The sequence below is a fragment of the Neorhizobium sp. CSC1952 genome, from assembly GCF_030378245.1.
GTDB classification, from domain to species: domain Bacteria; phylum Pseudomonadota; class Alphaproteobacteria; order Rhizobiales; family Rhizobiaceae; genus Neorhizobium; species Neorhizobium oryzae_A.
The window spans coordinates 2,215,789-2,235,279 of record NZ_CP128416.1 but is presented as its reverse complement, the minus strand read 5'-3'; the positions used below and the strand labels follow the sequence as shown (position 1 = coordinate 2,235,279).

19 protein-coding genes are annotated in these 19,491 nt (G+C 64.1%); 12 read left to right on the top strand and 7 right to left on the bottom strand.

The features are described from left to right. Positions 1-10 precede the first annotated feature (10 nt). The 3 genes from mtaB to QTA58_RS10960 form a co-directional block, all read right to left on the bottom strand. On the bottom strand, positions 11-1,297 hold the full coding sequence (mtaB, locus tag QTA58_RS10970; protein WP_289672784.1) for a tRNA (N(6)-L-threonylcarbamoyladenosine(37)-C(2))-methylthiotransferase MtaB: 1,287 nt from the start codon (positions 1,295-1,297) through the stop codon (positions 11-13). Further along, entirely contained in the window at positions 1,294-2,211 is a 918-nt protein-coding gene (gene dapF / locus QTA58_RS10965) for a diaminopimelate epimerase (RefSeq protein ID WP_289672783.1), read from the bottom strand. Before dapF ends, mtaB begins: the two co-directional genes overlap by 4 nt. A 1,033-nt stretch (positions 2,212-3,244) precedes the next feature. Further along, the gene (locus QTA58_RS10960) at positions 3,245-4,327 is read right to left on the bottom strand and encodes an MBL fold metallo-hydrolase (RefSeq protein WP_289672782.1); all 1,083 of its coding nucleotides are present in this window, start codon (positions 4,325-4,327) and stop codon (positions 3,245-3,247) included. A gap of 269 nt (positions 4,328-4,596) precedes the next feature. On the opposite strand from QTA58_RS10960, the gene ffh reads away from it, so the two are divergent. The 5 genes from ffh to trmD all read left to right on the top strand — a co-directional run bounded on the left by ffh (position 4,597) and on the right by trmD (position 8,334). Continuing rightward, positions 4,597-6,183 (top strand): signal recognition particle protein, encoded by a 1,587-nt coding sequence (ffh, locus tag QTA58_RS10955; protein WP_289672781.1) that lies wholly within the window; start codon positions 4,597-4,599, stop codon positions 6,181-6,183. A gap of 12 nt (positions 6,184-6,195) precedes the next feature. Continuing rightward, a complete protein-coding gene (locus QTA58_RS10950) occupies positions 6,196-6,513 on the top strand; it encodes a chorismate mutase (protein ID WP_085419720.1) in 318 nt (105 codons plus the stop codon). A gap of 81 nt (positions 6,514-6,594) precedes the next feature. Next, complete coding sequence (rpsP, locus tag QTA58_RS10945; protein ID WP_289672780.1) at positions 6,595-6,960, top strand: 30S ribosomal protein S16; 366 nt, start codon at positions 6,595-6,597, stop codon at positions 6,958-6,960. Between the two features lie 118 nt (positions 6,961-7,078). Next, positions 7,079-7,645: a ribosome maturation factor RimM gene (gene rimM / locus QTA58_RS10940; RefSeq protein ID WP_085419722.1), complete on the top strand. Its 567-nt coding sequence runs from the start codon at positions 7,079-7,081 to the stop codon at positions 7,643-7,645. Continuing rightward, on the top strand, positions 7,645-8,334 hold the full coding sequence (gene trmD, locus QTA58_RS10935) for a tRNA (guanosine(37)-N1)-methyltransferase TrmD (RefSeq protein ID WP_289672779.1): 690 nt from the start codon (positions 7,645-7,647) through the stop codon (positions 8,332-8,334). Before rimM ends, trmD begins: the two co-directional genes overlap by 1 nt. Before the next feature lie 172 nt (positions 8,335-8,506). On the opposite strand, the gene QTA58_RS10930 is transcribed toward trmD, so the two are convergent. Next, complete coding sequence (locus tag QTA58_RS10930) at positions 8,507-9,253, bottom strand: sulfite exporter TauE/SafE family protein (RefSeq protein ID WP_289672778.1); 747 nt, start codon at positions 9,251-9,253, stop codon at positions 8,507-8,509. 259 nt (positions 9,254-9,512) lie between these two features. Here QTA58_RS10930 and rplS point away from each other — a divergent pair, with 259 nt between their 5' ends. The 3 genes from rplS to QTA58_RS10915 all read left to right on the top strand — a co-directional run bounded on the left by rplS (position 9,513) and on the right by QTA58_RS10915 (position 11,820). Beyond that, complete coding sequence (rplS, locus tag QTA58_RS10925) at positions 9,513-10,058, top strand: 50S ribosomal protein L19 (protein WP_289672777.1); 546 nt, start codon at positions 9,513-9,515, stop codon at positions 10,056-10,058. Positions 10,059-10,200: 142 nt separating this feature from the next. Further along, a complete protein-coding gene (locus QTA58_RS10920) occupies positions 10,201-10,998 on the top strand; it encodes a basic amino acid ABC transporter substrate-binding protein (RefSeq protein WP_289672776.1) in 798 nt (265 codons plus the stop codon). Positions 10,999-11,001: 3 nt separating this feature from the next. After that, the gene (locus tag QTA58_RS10915; protein WP_289672775.1) at positions 11,002-11,820 is read left to right on the top strand and encodes an amino acid ABC transporter permease; all 819 of its coding nucleotides are present in this window, start codon (positions 11,002-11,004) and stop codon (positions 11,818-11,820) included. Positions 11,821-11,858: 38 nt separating this feature from the next. Here QTA58_RS10915 and ppk2 read toward each other — a convergent pair whose 3' ends face one another. Continuing rightward, entirely contained in the window at positions 11,859-12,773 is a 915-nt protein-coding gene (gene ppk2 / locus QTA58_RS10910; protein WP_085419937.1) for a polyphosphate kinase 2, read from the bottom strand. 320 nt (positions 12,774-13,093) lie between these two features. On the opposite strand from ppk2, the gene leuC reads away from it, so the two are divergent. Further along, positions 13,094-14,515: a 3-isopropylmalate dehydratase large subunit gene (gene leuC / locus QTA58_RS10905; protein ID WP_289672774.1), complete on the top strand. Its 1,422-nt coding sequence runs from the start codon at positions 13,094-13,096 to the stop codon at positions 14,513-14,515. 114 nt (positions 14,516-14,629) lie between these two features. Further along, complete coding sequence (locus QTA58_RS10900) at positions 14,630-15,178, top strand: histidine phosphatase family protein (RefSeq protein ID WP_289672773.1); 549 nt, start codon at positions 14,630-14,632, stop codon at positions 15,176-15,178. Positions 15,179-15,420: 242 nt separating this feature from the next. Here QTA58_RS10900 and QTA58_RS10895 read toward each other — a convergent pair whose 3' ends face one another. Both QTA58_RS10895 and QTA58_RS10890 read right to left on the bottom strand, forming a co-directional pair. Beyond that, positions 15,421-17,409 (bottom strand): PhoX family phosphatase, encoded by a 1,989-nt coding sequence (locus QTA58_RS10895; RefSeq protein WP_289672772.1) that lies wholly within the window; start codon positions 17,407-17,409, stop codon positions 15,421-15,423. A gap of 106 nt (positions 17,410-17,515) precedes the next feature. Next, a complete protein-coding gene (locus QTA58_RS10890) occupies positions 17,516-18,064 on the bottom strand; it encodes a L,D-transpeptidase (protein ID WP_289672771.1) in 549 nt (182 codons plus the stop codon). Between the two features lie 141 nt (positions 18,065-18,205). Here QTA58_RS10890 and QTA58_RS10885 point away from each other — a divergent pair, with 141 nt between their 5' ends. Beyond that, positions 18,206-18,889, top strand: a complete 684-nt coding sequence (locus QTA58_RS10885; protein WP_085419732.1) for a response regulator transcription factor — start codon at positions 18,206-18,208, stop codon at positions 18,887-18,889. A gap of 8 nt (positions 18,890-18,897) precedes the next feature. Then, a complete protein-coding gene (locus tag QTA58_RS10880) occupies positions 18,898-19,353 on the top strand; it encodes a cyclic nucleotide-binding domain-containing protein (protein WP_289672770.1) in 456 nt (151 codons plus the stop codon). Positions 19,354-19,491 lie beyond the last annotated feature (138 nt).

Below are 19,491 nucleotides of genomic sequence, written 5' to 3'. Positions count from 1 at the left end.
TCCGTTCCGGTTATGCCGCCCTGCTCGCCACGGAGGCCGGCATCACCTGCATGTCCAGATGTCTGCCGTTATGGCCGGTAATCATAACGCGCTTGAGGTCGCGGGGAACAAGGCCGGGCGCCGCGACCAGCGAAAAGTTTTCCGTATGCGCCATGCCGTTCATCTCGACGATGACCGACTGTTCGGTGCCGACCATGCGGTCGAGATGGGCGCGGTGCAGCGCCTCGCCCCGGGCACGCAGGCGCGCCGCCCGGTCCTTGACGAGCCCGCGATCGACCTGCGGCATGCGCGCCGCCGGCGTGCCGGGCCGCGGGCTGTAGGGGAAGACGTGCAGGAAGGAAATGCCAGCCTCTTCCGCCAGCGTCGCGGCATTTTGGAACATCTCTTCCGTCTCCGTCGGAAAGCCGGCGATCATGTCGGCGCCGAAGGCGATCTCGGGGCGCAGCCGCCGGGCCTGTTCGGTGAAAGCGAGCGCCTCGGCGCGGGAATGCCGCCGCTTCATGCGCTTCAGGATCAGGTCGTCGCCATGCTGCAGGGAGAGGTGCAGATGCGGCATGAAACGCGGCTCGTCGGCGATCAGGTCCCAAAGATGCCGGTCCGCCTCGATGCCGTCGATCGACGACAGGCGCAGCCGGAGGATTTCCGGCACCTGCTTCAACAGCGTCTTCGCCAGATATCCGAGCGACGGCTGGCCGGGAAGATCGGCGCCGTAGCTGGTGGCGTCGACGCCGGTCAGCACGATCTCGCGATAGCCGCCTTCAACGAGCTTTCGAGCCTGATCGGCCACGGCGCCCATCGGCACCGAACGGGAATTGCCGCGGCCATAGGGAATGATGCAGAAGGTGCAGCGATGGTCGCAGCCGTTCTGCACCTGGATGAAGGCGCGCACATGGCCGTCGATATGCTTCACCATCTGCGGGGCGGTGGCCCTGACGCTCATGATGTCGTTGACGCGCAGCTTCTCTTCCGCCGAGACGCCGAAATCCGGCAGCCCGCGATAGGAGGCGCTTTTCAGCTTCTCCTCGTTGCCGAGCACGGCATCGACTTCCGCCATCTCGGCGAAGGTCCGCTTCTCGGTCTGGGCGGCGCAGCCGGTGACGATGATGCGGGCATGCGGGTTTTCCCGCCGGGCGCGGCGGATCGCCTGGCGGGCCTGGCGGACGGCCTCGCCGGTGACGGCGCAGGTATTGACGAGGATGGCATTGTTGAGCCCCGCCTTTTCGGCCTCGGCCCGCATCACTTCCGATTCATAGGTGTTGAGGCGGCAGCCGAAGGTGATGACCTCGACGCCGCTCAATGGACCAGAGCCTCCGGCTCGCCATCATGGGGCTCTTCGTCGCGCGTGAAGCTGCCGGTCGTGGGATCCACCTTGCCGGACCATTCCCATTCGGCCGGGCCGGTCATCACCACGTGGTCGTCGTCCCGCCATTCGATGACGAGCGGCTGGCGGACCGGGCTGGAGGCGACGTCGATCGTCACGGTGCGGCCGGTTCTGCCGGTACGCGCGGCGGAGACGGCGGCGGCGCAGGCAGCCGAACCGCAGGCGAGCGTGAGGCCCGCGCCGCGCTCCCAGGTGCGGGTGCGCAGCGAGGTGTCCGAGGTGACCTGCGCCAGCGTGATATTCGCCTTTTCCGGGAACATCGGATGGTTTTCAAGGAGCGGGCCGAAGCGTTCGAGATCGAAGCTCATCGGATCGCGGTCGACCCAGAAGATCGCATGCGGATTGCCCATCGACATGGCCGACGGCGAATGCAGCACCGGCGCGTCGATCGGGCCGATCTGCAGCTCGATACGGCTCGTGTCGAAGAACTCTTCCGAGAGCGGGATCCTGTTCCATTCGAAGACCGGCCTGCCCATGTCGACCGAGATCGTGCCGTCCTCGTGCTCGACGGCGTTCAGGATGCCGGCGACCGTCTGGAAGGTGAAAGCCTTGCGGCCGGTCTCGGCGGCGAGCGCCTGCACGACGCAGCGCGTGCCGTTGCCGCAGGCCTGCGCCTTGGAGCCGTCGGAATTCAGGATGTCGATGAAGGCGTCGGTGCCCTGGGCCTTGGGATCGTGGATCGCCATGATCTGGTCGAACCGGGTGGCCGGATCGCCGTTCAGCGCAATCGCGGCCTCGGGCGTCACCCTGTCGGCGCGGCCGCGCATGTCGACGACCAGGATCTTGTTGCCAAGCCCGTTCATCTTCGCGAATTCGACCAGTTCCGTCATGACGCCATTCCATTGCGGGCGAAATGCCTGCTTCCCGGCCGTATATGGCGGAATTGCGCGGGAATTACCAGTGGGCCAGAGATGGACGTGGCCTCCCTTGCCCTCGGGTCAAGCCCAAGGGTGACGAAAGACAGAATGCTCCCTTGGCGATCTTGAGATTTTCAAGTCGGACGGGGCGCTGAAAGCTGCCTCTTATGTTAGTTTATAGGTGACACCTCTCAGCGCCCCGTTCGGCGGTTTTTGTCCGCGACTTCGGTCCCTCTGCCTTGGCCTTCCCGGACGGTGTTCTCCTCGGGTTAAACCCGAGAATGCCGCATGGACCCCGGGCGAACCGAGTTATCGCCAACGATCCATGACGCCGCCGCCGGACTCTCCGCTTTACGCGGACGGACAGAAAAGTCCGGCGAAACCATCCGTTCGGCCACCCTGTGTGCCGCACAGGCACGCCCGGCGCGCTCTTTCGGGCATCAAGAGACGATGGGCCGGTCCGTTGCCCGTCACCTCTCCCCGTGTCGCCGGAGGGAGACCATTTTCCGCGAACCCGGAGGTTGAGGCTTTGCGTCTTCCCCTCAACACCCGCGCCGGCCCCGCCTCGCCGGAACGCCTTCCGGTGTATCCGATGCGGGACGGGGGGATTGTAGGCATGAGGCGGGAGGGCGGGGAAAATCGGAGGCGGTTTTTCCTGTCGATTTTTCCCAAGGCTTTGATTTGCCTCAGTGCACCCCCCTCTGCCCTGCCGGGCATCTCCCCCACAAGGGGGGAGATCGGATGGGTGCGCCGGTTTCCCCAAACGACAAACGCCGCTATTCGGCATACCGCATACGCATATGGGGGAACGGAGCGGGATCGGCTTGCGCCCTCTTCTCCCCAGCGGGGAGAAGTGCCGAGCAAAGCGAGGCGATGAGGGGGTGTACACGCGGCAAACGCATCGCCGGAGTTTGGCTTCGCCCCCCTCATCCGCCCTGCCGGGCACCTTCTCCCCGCTGGGGAGAAGGGAGGGCGGGCTGTCGCATTTGCGCAACCGCTTTGCTGCTCAAGCGGAGACGGGAGGCACCTCGAAGGCTTCGCCGGGCCGCATCGGCCGGAAACGTTCGCGAGCGATGCCGCGTTTGTCGAGCGCGGCATGCAGCGCCTCGAGCGGCTGTTCGATGCCCTCGTCCGTCAGCTTGAACGTGCCCCAGTGATGGCCGGCGACAAAGGCGGCGTTGGAGAGCAGCATGCCTTCCACCGCCTCTTCCGGGTTCTGGTGCTGCGCCTTCATGAACCAGCGCGGCTCATAGGCGCCGAACGGCAGGTTGGCGAGCCGGAAGCCTCCATGCTTCTCTCTCGCCGCCCGGTAGTTGATGCCGTCGTGAAAGCCGGTATCGCCGACATGGTAGATCTTGCCGGCCGGCGTCTCCACAACGAAGGCAGCCCAGAGCGCCATCCGCCGGTCGCCCATGCCGCGCGCCGACCAGTGATGGCAGGGTTCGCAATGAAGCGCGATGCCGGGCGCGGCTTCCTCGCGCCCACCCCAGTCCATGACGGTGATCCGCGCGTCCGGCACCCGCGTCCGGATGATCGTGTCGTTGCCGAGCGGCGTGACGAAATGCGGCCTGTCGCGGCTCTGCAGCGCCCGGAGCGTTTCGAAATCCAGATGGTCGTAGTGGTTATGGGTGACGATGACGAGATCGACCGGCGGCAGGTCTCCCATTCGGATGCCTAGCGGATTCACCCGTTTCGGACCGATGAAGGAAAACGGGCTGGTCCGCTCGCTCCAGACCGGGTCCGTCAGAATATTGAGACCGGCGACCTGGATCAGCATCGAGGCATGTCCGACCATGGTGACGACAAGCCGGCCGCCCGAAATGCGGGTTTCCGGCACCGCCTGGGGAAAGGGGCTCGGAAAACTCTCCGGCCAGGCGATATTGCCGCCGCCGAACTTCCAGCGCAGGAGATCGAAACCGCCACGCGGCTCCACCCCACCCGGATTGAAGAACGCTGCTCCGTCGAAATGATCGGAGACGGGACCGGAATAATACTTGTTGGCAGCCATGGCTCCTCGCGCGGCGACGCCACCGAACAGCGCGGCGATCGCTGCAACACCCGACCATTTGAGAAATTTGCGACGATTCATATCGGTAAGATAACTTCATTTGAAACCGCTGCCTATCGTCCAAAACCGCCCCGCACCTTGACTCCCCGCCTCTTTTCCTGTTTAAGCCCGCCGATCTGCTGACAAGTTTCAAGCTTGGAGCCGCCGACCGGGGCCGACTTAACCGAGCCCGGAGGTCAACATCCGACAGCGCGTTGCGCCCTCGGGTGCTTTTTGGCTTTGGCCTTGTTTTTGTCGTGGAAAGACCCGACGTTTCTGGAAATCCCCGGAAACGCGAGAAGGAAGAAACGATGTTCGAAAGCCTCCAGGACCGTCTTGGCTCCATCTTGAGTGGACTGACCGGCCGTGGCGCATTGAGCGAAGCGGATGTTTCCGCTGCTCTGCGCGAGGTTCGCCGTGCGCTTCTGGAAGCGGACGTGGCGCTGGAAGTCGTCCGCTCCTTCACCGACCGGGTGCGCGAAAAGGCCGTCGGCGCGGAAGTCCTGAAGTCGATCAAGCCCGGCCAGATGGTCGTCAAGATCGTCCATGACGAACTGGTCGAGATGCTGGGCTCCGAAGGCGTCGGCATCGATCTGCATGCGGTCGCCCCGGTCGTCATCATGATGGTCGGCCTGCAGGGCTCGGGTAAGACCACGACCACCGGCAAGATCGCCAAGCGGCTGACCGACCGCGAGAAGAAGAAGGTGCTGATGGCGTCGCTCGACACGCGCCGCCCGGCAGCCCAGGAACAGCTCCGCCAGCTGGGCGTCCAGACCGGCGTCGATACGCTGCCGATCATCGCCGGCCAGTCGCCGACCGATATCGCCGCGCGCGCCGTGCAGGCGGCAAAGCTCGGCGGCCATGACGTCGTCATCCTCGACACCGCCGGCCGCACCCATATCGACGAGCCGCTGATGCAGGAGATGGCCGAGATCAAGCGGAAGTCCAATCCGCATGAAATCCTGCTCGTCGCCGACAGCCTCACCGGTCAGGACGCCGTCAACCTCGCCCGCAATTTCGACGAGCGCGTGGGCATCACCGGCCTCGTGCTGACCCGCATGGACGGCGACGGCCGCGGCGGCGCGGCGCTTTCGATGCGCGCCGTCACCGGCAAGCCGATCAAGCTGATCGGTACCGGCGAGAAGATGACGGAGATGGAGGAATTCCATCCCCGCCGCATCGCCGACCGCATCCTCGGCATGGGCGACATCGTCTCTCTCGTCGAGAAGGCTGCGGAAAATATCGACGCCGAAAAGGCGCGCGCCATGGCCGAGAAGATGGCCAAGGGCAAGTTCGACCTGAACGACCTCGCCGATCAGCTCCGCCAGATGAAGTCGCTCGGCGGCATGGGCGGCATCATGGGCCTGATGCCGGGCATGGCCGGCATGAAGGACAAGCTTGCCGCGGCCGGCATGAACGACAAGGTGTTCGACCGCCAGATCGCCATCATCCAGTCGATGACCAAAGCCGAGCGCGCCAACCCGGATATCCTGAAGCACAGCCGCAAGAAGCGCATCGCCGCCGGTTCCGGCACCGACGCCTCCGACATCAACAAGCTTCTGAAAATGCACCGCCAGATGGCCGACATGATGAAAATGATGGGCGGCAAGGGCAAGGGCGGCATGATGAAGCAGATGATGGGCGGCCTGGCCAACAAGATGGGGCTCGGCGGAATGGGCGGCATGCCCGACCTTTCCAAGCTCGATCCGAAACAGCTCGAGGCGCTGCAGAAGCAGGCCGAGGCCGCGGGCCTGAAGCCCGGCTCGATGCCGGGCATGCCGGGCAGCGGCCTTCCGGGTGGTATGCCGGGTCTCGGCGGCGGCGCCAAGCTGCCCGGCGGCTTGCCGGGTCTGGGTGGCGGTTTTCCGGGCCTTCCCGGCCTGCCGAAGAAGAAGTGAGGGAGGAAGTTCGTGGTTGATCCCGAAGTAAAGGCCAGGCTCGCGAGCTATCGCCAGTCGATCGACAACATCGACGCGGCGCTCGTGCACATGCTGGCGGAACGTTTCCGCTGCACCAAGGAAGTGGGCGTCCTGAAAGCCCAGTACGAATTGCCGCCGGCCGACCCGGCGCGCGAGGAATACCAGATCGAGCGTCTTCGCCGCCTGGCTAAGGAAGCGCATCTGGACCCGGATTTCGCCGAGAAGTTCCTGAACTTCGTCATCAAGGAAGTCATCCGGCATCATGAAGCCATTGCCGCCGAACACGGCGGCACGAAAGAAACCGCATAAACCGGCCCGCCAGACGGCGGCCTCAAGAAAAGTCCCGGCCCGCCGGACGGCGGCCCGGAGAAAACCTAAGGAGTAAACGCAATGTCCCTGAAAATTCGTCTCGCCCGCGGCGGCTCCAAGAAGCGTCCGTATTACCATATCGTCGTCGCCGACGCCCGTTCGCCGCGTGACGGCCGCTTCCTCGAAAAGCTCGGCTCCTGGAACCCGATGCTCGCCAAGGACGATGCCAAGCGCGTCGAACTGACCGCCGACCGCATCCAGCACTGGCTTGCCCAGGGCGCCCAGCCGACCGACCGCGTTCTGCGCTTCCTCGCCGAAGCCGGCATCGCCAAGCGCGACGCCCGCAACAACCCGGAAAAGGCAAAGCCGGGCAAGAAGGCCCAGGAACGCGCCGCAGAGCGCGCCCAGAAGGCTGCCGACACGGAAGCAGCAGCAGCCGAAGCGTAAGCTTTCGCGACCATTCTTCATGGCGACGGGCAGCGCGGCGACGCGCTGCCCGTTTTGCTGTTTGCATTTCTTGACGTTGCGCTTAAATGGAGCCCGACGTAACCGAGATCACGACCGCATGTCCAAACTGGAAAACCCCATTCTGATGGCGACTATCGGCGCCGCTCAAGGCCTGAGGGGCGAGGTGCGCGTGCGATCCTATACGGCCGATCCGACCGCTCTCGGCGATTACGGCAATCTGCACAGCGAGGACGGCCGGACTTTCGAAATCCTCGAAATCCGCGAGGCGAAGAATGTCGCGATCGTCCGTTTCCGCGGCATCAACGACCGCAACGCCGCCGAAGCTCTGAACGGCCTCGAACTTTTCATCGAACGGGACAACCTGCCGGACGAGGAACTGGAGGACGACGAGTTCTACTACGCCGATCTCGAAGGCCTGGAAGCGGTCGACCGGGACGGCAAGAGCTATGGCACCGTGAGCGCCGTCTACGATTTCGGCGCCGGCGACCTGCTGGAGCTCAAAGGCCCCGGCCGCCGTCCGGCGCTCATCCCCTTTTCGGAAGCGGCGGTTCTTGAAATCGACCTCGAAGGCGGCAGGATCCTCATCGACCCGCAGGCGGCGGGGCTGACCGAAACCCCGGACGAAGACGGACCTGGAACGGGCTTTCCACGCAAGGGCAAATAATGACCTTTCGCGCGACGATCCTGACGCTCTACCCGGAAATGTTTCCGGGGCATCTGGCCTTCTCGCTGGCCGGCAAGGCACTCGAACGCGGCCAGTGGTCGCTCGATACGGTGCAGATCCGCGATTTCGCCGAAGACAGGCACCGCACGGTGGACGACACGCCGGCCGGCGGCGGCGCCGGCATGGTGCTGAAGCCGGATATTCTCGCAAAGGCGATCGACCATGTCTCCCGGGAGGACAATCGCCCGCGCCTGCTGATGAGCCCGCGGGGCAAACCGCTGACGCAGGAAAGGGTGCGTGAGCTTGCCGCCGGCGAGGGCGTGGTGATCGTCTGCGGGCGGTTCGAGGGCGTCGACCAGCGGGTGATCGACGCGCGCCGCCTCGAAGAGGTCTCGATCGGCGACTACATCCTTTCCGGCGGCGAGCCGGCGGCGCTGACGCTGCTCGACGCCGTCGTCCGCATCCTGCCGGGCGTCATGGGCAATGCGCTCTCGGGCACGCACGAAAGCTTCGAGAACGGACTGCTGGAACATCCGCAATACACCCGGCCGCAGGTGTTCGAGGGGCACGAAATCCCGGCGATACTGACCTCCGGAAATCATGCCGCGATCGAGAAATGGCGGCTCGAAGAAGCGAAGAAGCTGACGGCGGAGCGGCGGCCGGATTTGTTTCCGGGTGGGGCGAAATAATAATACCCTTATCTACTATCTGCGTGCCGGGCAGCCCCCTCATCCGCCTGCCTGCACCTTCTCCCCGCTGGGGAGAAGGGGATATGCCGCGACGGGCCATCGACCCGTCCCAGGTTGGTGGCCGAGCGTAGCAAAGGCTGGGTAAGGGGGCCGCAGAGCATGCCCTACTGAATCACCCCGTCACGAAATAGTAGATCGTCAGCCCCACCCCGACGGCGACGACGCACCAGCGCAGCACCGCCTGCGGCACGCGCCTGGCCATCCAGACGCCCGCATAGCCGCCGAGCGCGCCGGCCGGGATCATGACGAGCGCCTCAGGCCAGGCGATCACCCCGCCGCCGACGAAGACGATGATCGCGACCGCGGCGATCAGCACCGCCAGCAGGTTCTTCAGCGCATTGAGATGGTGATAGCTGCCGCCGGTGGTGACCCCGAGGACGGCGAGCATCATGATCCCCATGCCGGCACCGAAGAAGCCGCCATAGATCGAGGTCAGGAATTGGCCGATGACGCAGGCGGGCGAATTGGCGGAACGCTCGGCCGATGCTTTCGGCCTCAGCCAGGGGCCGGCGGCGAAGACCGCCGTCGCCGCCGCAAGCAGCCAGGGCACGATCTGGCGGAAGGACGGATTGTCGAGCGAGAGCAGCAGGAACGCGCCGCCGAAAGCGCCGGCGACCGAAACGACCGCCAGCAGGAGGGCGCTTCGCCAGCGGTGGGAAATCTCGTCCCAATAGGCAATGGTCGACGTGACATAGCCCGGGAACTGCACGATCGATGAGGTCGCGTTGGCGGAGATCGGCGGAATGCCGGCAAGCGTCATGGCTCCGAATGTCAGGAACGTGCCGCCGCCGGCGATCGCGTTCACCGCGCCCGACAGAAAGCCCGCGGCGGCGAGCAGCGCCATCATCGTGATTGTCATCGTGTTTCCTCATCCCTCGTGCGTGACATATCTGCTTCGGGATGGGGCGGCAACAGGCGGCGTTTCGTCACAAAATCGCAATCGACGGGATGACAAGCGGGTTTGTTTCGTGTATTGGCGCACGCGGAAATGGGAAACCCTCCCGTCGACCAGCAACAAAGAATGGCGAATCCGCTCTGCCGCCAAGGCAAATCCCGAGGCTTTGACCAAAGGTATATCGAGCGCTCTGGCTGTTTCAGAAGAACCGAAGGTTTGAGAGATGAACATCATTCAGCAGCTTGAGGCCGAACAGGTCGCCAAGATCGAAGCCAAGCGCACGCTTCCCGAATTCTCCCCGGGCGACACCGTCCGCGTCAACGTCCGCGTGACGGAAGGCAGCCGTACCCGCGTGCAGGCCTATGAAGGCGTCTGCATCGCCCGTTCCGGCGGCGGCCTCAACGAGAACTTCACCGTTCGCAAGATCTCCTACGGCGAAGGCGTCGAGCGCGTATTCCCGGTCTATTCTCCGCTCGTCGAGAGCGTCGACGTCGTCCGCCGCGGTAAGGTCCGCCGCGCCAAGCTCTACTACCTGCGCGATCGCCGCGGCAAGTCGGCCCGTATCGTCGAGAACACCGGCACCCGCGCCCGCAAGCTGAACGAAGCCGAGCGCCAGGCCGTTGCCGACGAGAAGGCACGCATCGAAGCCGAGAAGGTCGCAGCCGCTCAGGCTCTCGCCGCCGAAAAGGCAGCAGCGGAAGCCGCAGAAGCAAAGGCCGCGGCGGAAGCTGCCGAGGCAGCCAAGGCTGCGGAAGCATCTGCCGAATAAGCCTCGGACGATCTTTTTCGAAAGAAGGCGGCTCTCGGGTCGCCTTTTTTGTTTTCACGGAACCGTTGCAGAATGACGCTCCTTGCCATCCGCTTTTGAAATGTGAGATTTTCGGGCCGATCGATCCTTGAGGGAGTTTCCGATGCTTGCCCGCCGCGCCTTTCTCGCCTGCCTTGCCGCGCTCGTTCTTGCCCCGGCGGTCGGCGCCGCCGACGGGCTGCCGGACCTCAAGGGACGTGCCGTCGTGGTGGTGACGGAAAACGCCTATCCGCCGCTGCAATTCGTCGATCCGAAATCCGGCAGCGCGATCGGCTGGGAATATGACGCGATGAACGAGATCGCCAGGCGGCTGAACTTCAAGGCCGAGTACCGGAACACGAGCTGGGACGCGATGATCCAGGCGGTCTCCGACGGCCAGTACGACATCGGCATGACCGGCATCACCATCAAGGACGACCGCAAGGAAAAGGTGGACTTCTCCGACCCTTACATGCGCTCGCAGCAGCTCATGCTGGTGCGCGGCGACGAGACGCGTTTCACCGATGCCGAAAGCTTTGCCGCCCTGAAAAACGGCCTGATCGGCGCGCAGCCCGGAACGAGCCCGTTCTACACGGCGGTCTACGGGGTCCTCGACGGCAACGAGCAGAACCCGCGCATCAGGCTCTTCGAGACCTTCGGAGCGACGGTGCAGGCGCTGAAGGCGGGCGACGTCGATCTCGTTCTGACCGACAGCACCGCCGGCGAAGGCTATGTGAAGGCTTCCGGCGGTTCGCTGAAAATCATCGGCGAGCCGCTCGGCGCGGAGGATTTCGGCTTCATCTTCAAGAAGGGGTCGGACCTCGTCCAGCCGGTCAATGCGGCGATCGCGGCGCTGAAGGCCGACGGCACGCTCGATGCGCTGAACAAGAAGTGGTTCCTCGATTACACGATGGGCCAGTAAGGCATGGCGCCTCCGCGCCGGAAAACCGAAGAGCCGGGAGATTTTCCCTGGTGGCTGGCCGCCTTCGGTGTGCTCTGCCTCGGGCTCGCGGCCGTCATCGCGTTCAACGATCTCTACGCACAGGTCTTCGGCGTCGTCGCCAAGGGCATCGGCATCACCATCGGCGTGACGCTCGCAGCCTTTTCGCTGGCGACGCTGCTGGGCCTTGCGATCGCGCTCGCCGGATTGTCGGGCAGCATCGTTCTCAGACAGGTTGCCCGCTTCTATGTCGAACTCGTCCGCGGCATTCCGATCCTCGTCCTGCTTTTCTATATCGCCTTCGTCGGCGCGCCGGGTTTGGTGGCACTCTGGAACTGGGCGCTGGGCCCGCTGATCGAGCGCGGCTGGATGGAGGCCCTGCTCGTACGCGATGTCTCGCTACTCTGGCGCGCGGTGATCGCGCTGATGATCGGTTACGCCGCCTTCATCGCCGAGATTTTTCGCGCAGGGTTCCAGTCGGTCGACGAAGGGCAGATCGAGGCGGCCAAAGCGCTCGGCTTCACGCGCTTCCAGCGCTTCCGGCTGATCGTCTTCCCGCAGGCGATGCGGATGATCTTCCCGCCGCTTTCCAACGACTTCGTCGCGATGGTGAAGGACAGTTCGCTCGTCTCGGTGCTCGGGGTCGCCGACATAACCCAGATGGCCAAGGTCTATGCCGCCGGCTCCTTCCGCTTCTTCGAGACCTATTCGATCGTCACCTATATCTACCTGCTGCTGACGATCGGCCTGTCGCTGGCATTGCGCGGCATCGAGCGCCGGATGCGCAGGCGGATCGAGCGATGACCGGAACGGCGTCGGAAGCGCCGCCGTCTCCATCAGGTTCAATAGACGTCCGGCACGTACATGTCCGGCCGCACCGGATGGCGTATGTAGTCGTCGTGGCGGACGCGCTCGGGCAGCACGATCTGTTCCTTCGGAACGGTCTCATACGGCACCTGCGAAAGAAGGTGGGCGATCATGTTGAGCCGCGCCTTCTTCTTGTCGACGGCCTGCACGACCCACCAGGGCGCTTCCGGAATATGGGTGCGCTCCAGCATCTCTTCCTTGGCCTTGGTATATTCCTCCCAGTGAACGCGGCTTTCGAGGTCCATGGGCGACAGCTTCCACTGCTTCAGCGGATCGTGGATGCGCATCTTGAAGCGGAATTCCTGCTCCTCGTCGGTGATCGAGAACCAGTATTTGACGAGGATGATGCCGGAGCGCACCAGCATGCGCTCGAATTCCGGCACGGAGCGGAAGAATTCTTCGAGCTCGTCCTTGGTGCAGAAGCCCATGACGCGCTCGACGCCGGCGCGGTTGTACCAGGAGCGGTCGAACAGCACCATTTCGCCGGCCGTCGGCAGATGCGGCGTATAACGCTGGAAATACCACTGGTTCCGCTCCCGCTCGGTCGGCGCCGGAAGCGCCACGACGCGGCAGACGCGCGGATTGAGGCGCTGGGTGACGCGCTTGATGGCGCCGCCCTTGCCGGCCGAGTCGCGGCCCTCGAAGAGCACGACCATCTTCAGCTTCTTGTACTGGACCCAGTCCTGCAGGCGGACGAGCTCGTGCTGGAGACGGAAGAGCTCGCGGAAATAGATCCGGCGGTCGAGCGTCGGTTCGGCGGGCTCCGACATGCCTTCCGCCACCAGCTCGTCCAGCCGGTCCTCCTCCATCTGCATTTCCAGCTCTTCATCGAAGCTGTCGGCGATCTCGTCCTTGATGCGGCTGAGCTGGTCTTCCATGGGTTCGGACATCTTGAGCATCCCTCCGTTCTGAAGACGAGATCAAGCACGTTTCCGCGAAAACTTTATGACAGCGATGCGACAGGTCTCCGCCGATGCAAACCGATTGCCGATTTTGCGGAAAACTGTTATGGCGAGGCCATGGGATCGAAATTCGGATGCCTCGCGAACCAGTTCATCGTGCTGCAGGACCACAAGCGCCTGCCGGCACGCTTCTTCGCGCGCGTATCCGGGGCGCTTTGCGACCGACTTAGCTGATCTTCTCAGCTTCAGGCAGCCGGCAGCTGCCGCACAGACATCCCTCGTTCCATTCAGCTTTACGGATAGCAGCCATGAGCGCACAGCGCATTGCCCCTCGGACCCTTTACGACAAGATTTGGGACGACCACGTCGTCTCCGAAGACGAAAACGGCACCTGTCTCCTCTATATCGACCGTCACCTCGTGCACGAAGTGACGTCGCCGCAGGCTTTCGAAGGCCTGCGCATGGCCGGCCGCAAGGTCCGCGCGCCGGAAAAGACGCTGGCCGTCGTCGACCATAACGTACCCACGACCGCCGACCGCCACGAAGGCATCAAGAACGAGGAAAGCCGCATCCAGGTCGAGGCGCTCGCCCAGAACGCCAGGGATTTCGGCGTCGAATATTATTCCGAGAAGGACGTTCGCCAGGGCATCGTCCATATCGTCGGCCCCGAACAGGGTTTCACGCTGCCCGGCATGACGATCGTCTGCGGCGACAGCCACACCTCCACCCACGGCGCTTTCGGCGCCTTGGCGCACGGCATCGGCACGTCCGAAGTGGAGCACGTCCTCGCCACCCAGACGCTGGTGCAGAAGAAAGCGAAGAACATGCTGGTGCGCGTCGACGGCCAGCTCCCGCCGGGCGTCACCGCCAAGGACATCATCCTCGCCATCATCGGCGAGATCGGCACCGCCGGCGGCACCGGCCATGTCATCGAATTCGCCGGCGAAGCGATCCGCTCGCTCTCCATGGAAGGCCGCATGACCGTCTGCAACATGACGATCGAAGGCGGCGCCCGCGCCGGCCTGATCGCGCCGGACGAGACGACGTTCGCCTATATCAAGGACAAGCCGCGCGCGCCGAAGGGCAAGGCCTGGGACATGGCGCTCGACTACTGGAAGACGCTGCACACGGAAGAAGGCGCGCATTTCGACAAGGTCGTGGTGCTCGACGCCGCCAACCTGCCGCCGATCGTCTCCTGGGGCTCCTCGCCGGAAGATGTGGTTTCCGTTCAGGGCACCGTTCCGAATCCGGACGACATCCAGGACGAGACGAAGCGCGCTTCCAAGTGGCGCGCGCTGGAATATATGGGCCTCAAGCCCGGCACCAAGATGACCGATATCGCGGTCGACCGCGTCTTCATCGGCTCCTGCACCAACGGCCGCATCGAGGACCTGCGCGCAGCCGCCAAGGTCGTCGAGGGCAGGAAGGTGGCTTCGACCGTTTCCGCCATGATCGTCCCGGGCTCGGGCATCGTCAAGGAGCAGGCCGAAGCCGAGGGCCTCGACAGGATCTTCAAGGATGCCGGCTTCGAATGGCGCGAGCCGGGCTGCTCCATGTGCCTTGCGATGAACGACGACCGGCTGAAGCCGGGCGAGCGCTGCGCCTCCACCTCGAACCGCAATTTCGAGGGCCGCCAGGGCTACAAGGGCCGCACCCATCTCGTCTCGCCGGCCATGGCCGCCGCAGCCGCGATCGCCGGCCATTTCGTCGACATCCGCGAATGGAAGTGATCCAACTGCCGCGATCACCGAACGATGCCGCCCTTCGAGGGCGGCATTTTTGTCTGATGCGGCAAGCAGGCGCGACAGGAGACAAGCAGCCGCTTTGGCATCATAATGGCTGTCATGTCCAAGCGACCGCAAAAGACATCGCATGATCCCGGCCGCAGGCTGATGCTGCTGCGGCATGCGAAATCCGCCTGGCCCGAAGGCGTGGCGGATAAGGACCGGCCGCTTGCGGCGCGCGGCGAGAAGGCGGCCCCACTGATCGGCGACTATATGGCCCGCGAAGGGCTTGTTCCCGACGTTGCTCTCATATCCCCCGCACGGCGGACGCAGGAGACCTGGACGCTGGTTCGGGAGAGACTGCCCGGACAGGTAGAGCTGCGCGAGCACGCCGGGATCTACGAAGTATCCGCGATGAAAATTCTCGACATCCTGGTCCGGATCGAGCCCACTTACCGCAGTGTCCTGATCCTAGGGCACAATCCCGGCCTTCAGGAACTCGCGCTGCTTTTGACCGATGCGGAAAATGCCGAAACCCGGCGGCGGCTGGCGGAGAAATTTCCGACGGCCGGGCTTGCCGTGATCGATTTCGACGCCACGGACTGGCAGGGGATCCGTGAAGGCTCCGGCCGCCTGGAACGGTTCGTCACCCCGCGTTCCCTTGAGTGACGGAAATAAACGGATGAACCCGGCCATATGAAAGCCTGCTGCCGACAGCTGGGCCCAGTTCGTTGACAAACCTCCCGTCTTACCCGGCGCCATCCTCGGCCTTGTGCCGAGGATCCACAAACATCAATGGTTTGCAGATGCGCGGGACGGGCCCGGGCATGACGGAAGAGATGTTCTCACCTTTATCGACGTCCAAGGCCCCGCCGATTGCAGCGGGGCCCTGTTGTCGTCGCAAGCGCGCGTCAGACGGCGATCTTGCCGCCGCCGATCTTGGTGATGGCGAGCACCGCCGGGCGTACCGGCATGTTGTCCTTGAAGTCCGGCCAGCGGGTCGAGAGGTCCTCGTAATAGGACGGGCGGCCGTGGCCTTCCCAATCGTCGCCGCCGTCGCCCGGATGCTGGACGGCGACGAAGGCGGTCTCGTCGTCCGGCGTGAAGAGCGGGCCGCACATTTCCGCACCGACCGGCACGCGGAAGAAGAGCTTGGACGTCGCCCGGGCATCCCCTTCCGTATCGACGGCCCAGAGACCGTCGGTGCGGCCGGTCGCCTTGTTGTTGTTGCCGTCGGTCGCGACCCAGAGGCGGCCGGCGGAATCGACCGCACAGTTGTCCGGCATGCCGAACCAGCCGTTCTTCGTCGTCTCGGTGGAGAAGGTCGCGCCGACCGCTGCGACCGAAGGATCGCCGCACTTCAGGAGCACTTCCCACTTGCCGGACGTGGCGGTGAAATCGCCGCCGTCCTCGGTGATCTCGATGATGTGGCCGAAAGCGTTTTCGGCGCGCGGATTGGCAGCATCCACCTGCTCCGCCTTGCGGCGGGTGTTGTTGGTGAGCATGACATAGACCTTGCCGTTGACGCCGTTCGGCTGCACGTCCTCCGGACGGTCCATCTTTGTGGCGCCGAGAAGGTCTCCGGCGCGGCGGGTTTCGATCAGCACATCGGCCTGGCTCGCAAAGCCGTTTTCGGCGGTCAGCGGCCCCTGGCCGTGAACCAGCGGCAGCCACTGCATCGAGCCGTCCTCCTCGAACTTGGCGACATAGAGCGTGCCGGCGTCGAGAAGGTTCAGGTTCGCGGCCCGGTCGTCGGCATTGTAGGTGCCGTCAGTCACGAATTTGTAGACATAGTCGAAACGCTCGTCGTCGCCGAGATAGAAGACGACCTTGCCGTTTTCGGCGACGATCGATTCCGCGCCTTCATGCTTGGTGCGGCCGAGAGCCGTCCGCTTCTTCGGCGTGGAGGCCGGATCCATGGCGTCCACCTCGACGATCCAGCCGAAACGGTTCGGCTCGTTCGGCTCCTTGGCGAGGTCGTAGCGGTCGTAGAAATTCGCCCATTCGTAACCGCCTTCCGGAACGCCGTAGCGCTTGTAATTGGCGGCTTCCTTGTGGCCGGCCGGCAGCTCGCCGGAGAAGTAGCCGTGGAAATTCTCCTCGGCCATGATGTAGGTGCCCCAGGGCGTGACGCCGCCGGCACAGTTGTTGAGCGTGCCGATGACGCGGGTTCCGGTCGGATCGGCGGAGGTCTTCACGCGGTCGTTGCCGGCGACGGGCCCGGTGAGCTGCATTTCCGTGGCCGAGGTGATGCGGCGGTTATAACGGCCTTCGGGCACGACCCGCCATTTGCCGTCCACCTTGCGGATCTCGACGATCGTGCCGCCATGCGCGGCCATCTCGATATCGACCTGCTCCTTGCTGAGCGGCCCCTGCTTGATCTTTCCGTCGGCGATCGTCACCAGCCCCGGGAACATCAGGTGCGGGTTGGTATATTCGTGGTTGACGACGAGAAGGCCGTGTTCGGCCGAACCTTCCAGCGGGATATAGCCGACATAATCGTTGTTGTAGCCGAACTGGCGGGCCTGCGCGGCAGCCGTCTGCCTGGTGGGGTCGAATGCCGGGGAATCCGGGAAGATCGCATCGCCCCAGCGCAGCAGGACGTCCGCGCTATAGCCTTCGGCGACATGGTGGTTGGCATCCACGCCGGCCTCGATTTCGGAGAAGGAGAAAGCCGACACGCCGGTGGCGCGCGCCTTCTCGGCGGTCATCAAAGCCACGGGGCTGACGGTTGCGGCAATCGCGGAAACGGCCAGGGAACCCTGAAGGAAGTTGCGGCGCGAGAAGCGCTTGCCGATGATCTCGCCCATCGTCGGGTTGATGCTGGAATTATGGCCTTCGCCATCCGCATCTTCCAGCTGGGTCGTCGGGAATATCTTCTGGGAAAGATGTTCGGTCATCTCACTGCCTCCAAAGTTGAATAACGGCGTCTAGTTTCGAGCCGTTCTAAACTTTAGGGTTCCGTTATTACGGCAATACGACAACCGCAGCGGCAGCGCCACGATATCAGAGGACGCGCACGACCGTGCCCTTCCGCATGAAGCGCAGAAGCCGCTTCATATCGGGAAGGCTGACCGCGATGCAGCCGGCGGTCGGCTGGTAGCCGGGCTTGATGAGATGAAAGAAGATCGCCGAGCCGCGATGCCGCCGCCGCGAGGTGATGTTCCAGTCGAGCACGAGGCAGATGTCGTAGAGACCGTCGGCCCGCAGCATGTCCTCATGGCTCGGCCGGAAGGGCGCCCTGACCAGGCGATTGTAGGAGGGATGCTCCGGCTGGTCGCACCACAGCATGTCCTTGGCGATGCGCCTGACCGGCAGGGCCGTGGGCGGCAGGCGCACCCTCTCCCCGCGGAAGAAGCCGTGAAGAAGGCGCATTGCCGCGATCGGCGTGGCACCGTCCCCTTCCCGCTTGAAGGCCGTGGTTCCGAACCGTCCGAGCGCGGCCGGCACGGTGATGCCGCCGAAGGAGACGATCGCGCGCTGAGGGTTGCGCGGCGCCCTCCGGACGGTGACGACATTCGGCCTGGAACACGAGCCATCGCGAAAACGCTGCATTTTTCTCACAAGTTTTTGCTTTGAATATGATTTCGTTTGAATTCATAGCACGATGGGATTTAGATCGAAGGCCCTGATCAGGCTTTGGAAGGCCGAAATTTTCGGCTTCCGAAACGACCGGCGAGACGAAAGGCAGGAAGCATGGCAGCGCGTACGATACTTCTGGTGGATGACGACGACGACCTGCGCGAGACCCTGGTGGAACAGTTGTCATTCTATGACGAGTTCTCGATCCTCCAGGAGGCGAATGCCGCCAAGGCGCTGCAGACCGCCAAGAGCACCCAGATCGACCTCCTGATCATGGATGTCGGCCTGCCGGACATGGACGGCCGCGAGGCGGTGAAGCTTCTGCGCAAGAACGGCTTCAAGGCGCCGATCATCATGCTGACCGGCCATGATACCGATTCCGACACGATTCTCGGGCTGGAAGCCGGCGCCAACGACTACGTGACGAAACCCTTCCGCTTCGCCGTGCTGCTCGCCCGCATCCGTGCGCAGCTTCGCCAGTACGAACAGAGCGAGGACGCGACCTTCACCGTCGGCCCCTATCTCTTCAAGCCGAGCCAGAAGCTGCTCACCACCGAGGACGGCAAGAAGATCCGGCTGACCGAAAAGGAAGCGGCGATCATCCGCTATCTCTACCGCGCCGGCCAGAAGGTCGTGACCCGCGACGTGCTCCTGGAAGAGGTCTGGGGTTACAATTCCGGCGTCACCACCCACACGCTGGAAACCCACGTCTACCGGCTGCGCCAGAAGATCGAGCGCGATCCTTCCAGCGCGGAAATCCTGGTCACCGAAAACGGTGGCTACAAGATCGTCCCGTGATTTGAACCATGTCTCTCACCGAAGATATCCGGCTGCTTTCAGGGGTTCCGCTCTTCCGGGAGATGAACGGCGACCAGTTGCGCCTGATCGCCTTCGGCGCGGAACGGCGGCAGGTGTCTCCGGGCCAGGAGCTGTTCCGGGAGCGGTCGCCGGCGGAATCGGCCTTCATCGTATCGAAGGGCCGTTTCGAACTGCTGGTGGCCGGCCGCAACGGCGAGGTGAGAGCGGAAGCGACCGTCGGCCCCGGAACACTGCTTTCCGAACTCGCGCTGATCACGATGGTGGAACGGAAGTTCACCGCCATGGCGATCGAGGAAGCCGAGGCGCTGAAGATCAGCCGCTCGCTCTTCCACCGCCTGCTGGAGGAATATCCCGATGTCGGCCGGGTGATCGAAGACCGCATCCGCGACAACATCACCGGCCTTGCCAAGGCTGCGGCGGCGATGGGGCACAGGTTCGCTTGAGAACTGTATTGAGCCTTGTGCCGGGCAGCCCCCTCACCCGGCCTCCGCTTCGCTCGGCCACCCTCTCCCCGAGGGGAGAGGAGGAGCGGCAACGTCGCGGCAACTCCCTTCTCCTCTCGGGGAGAAGGTGCCCGGAGG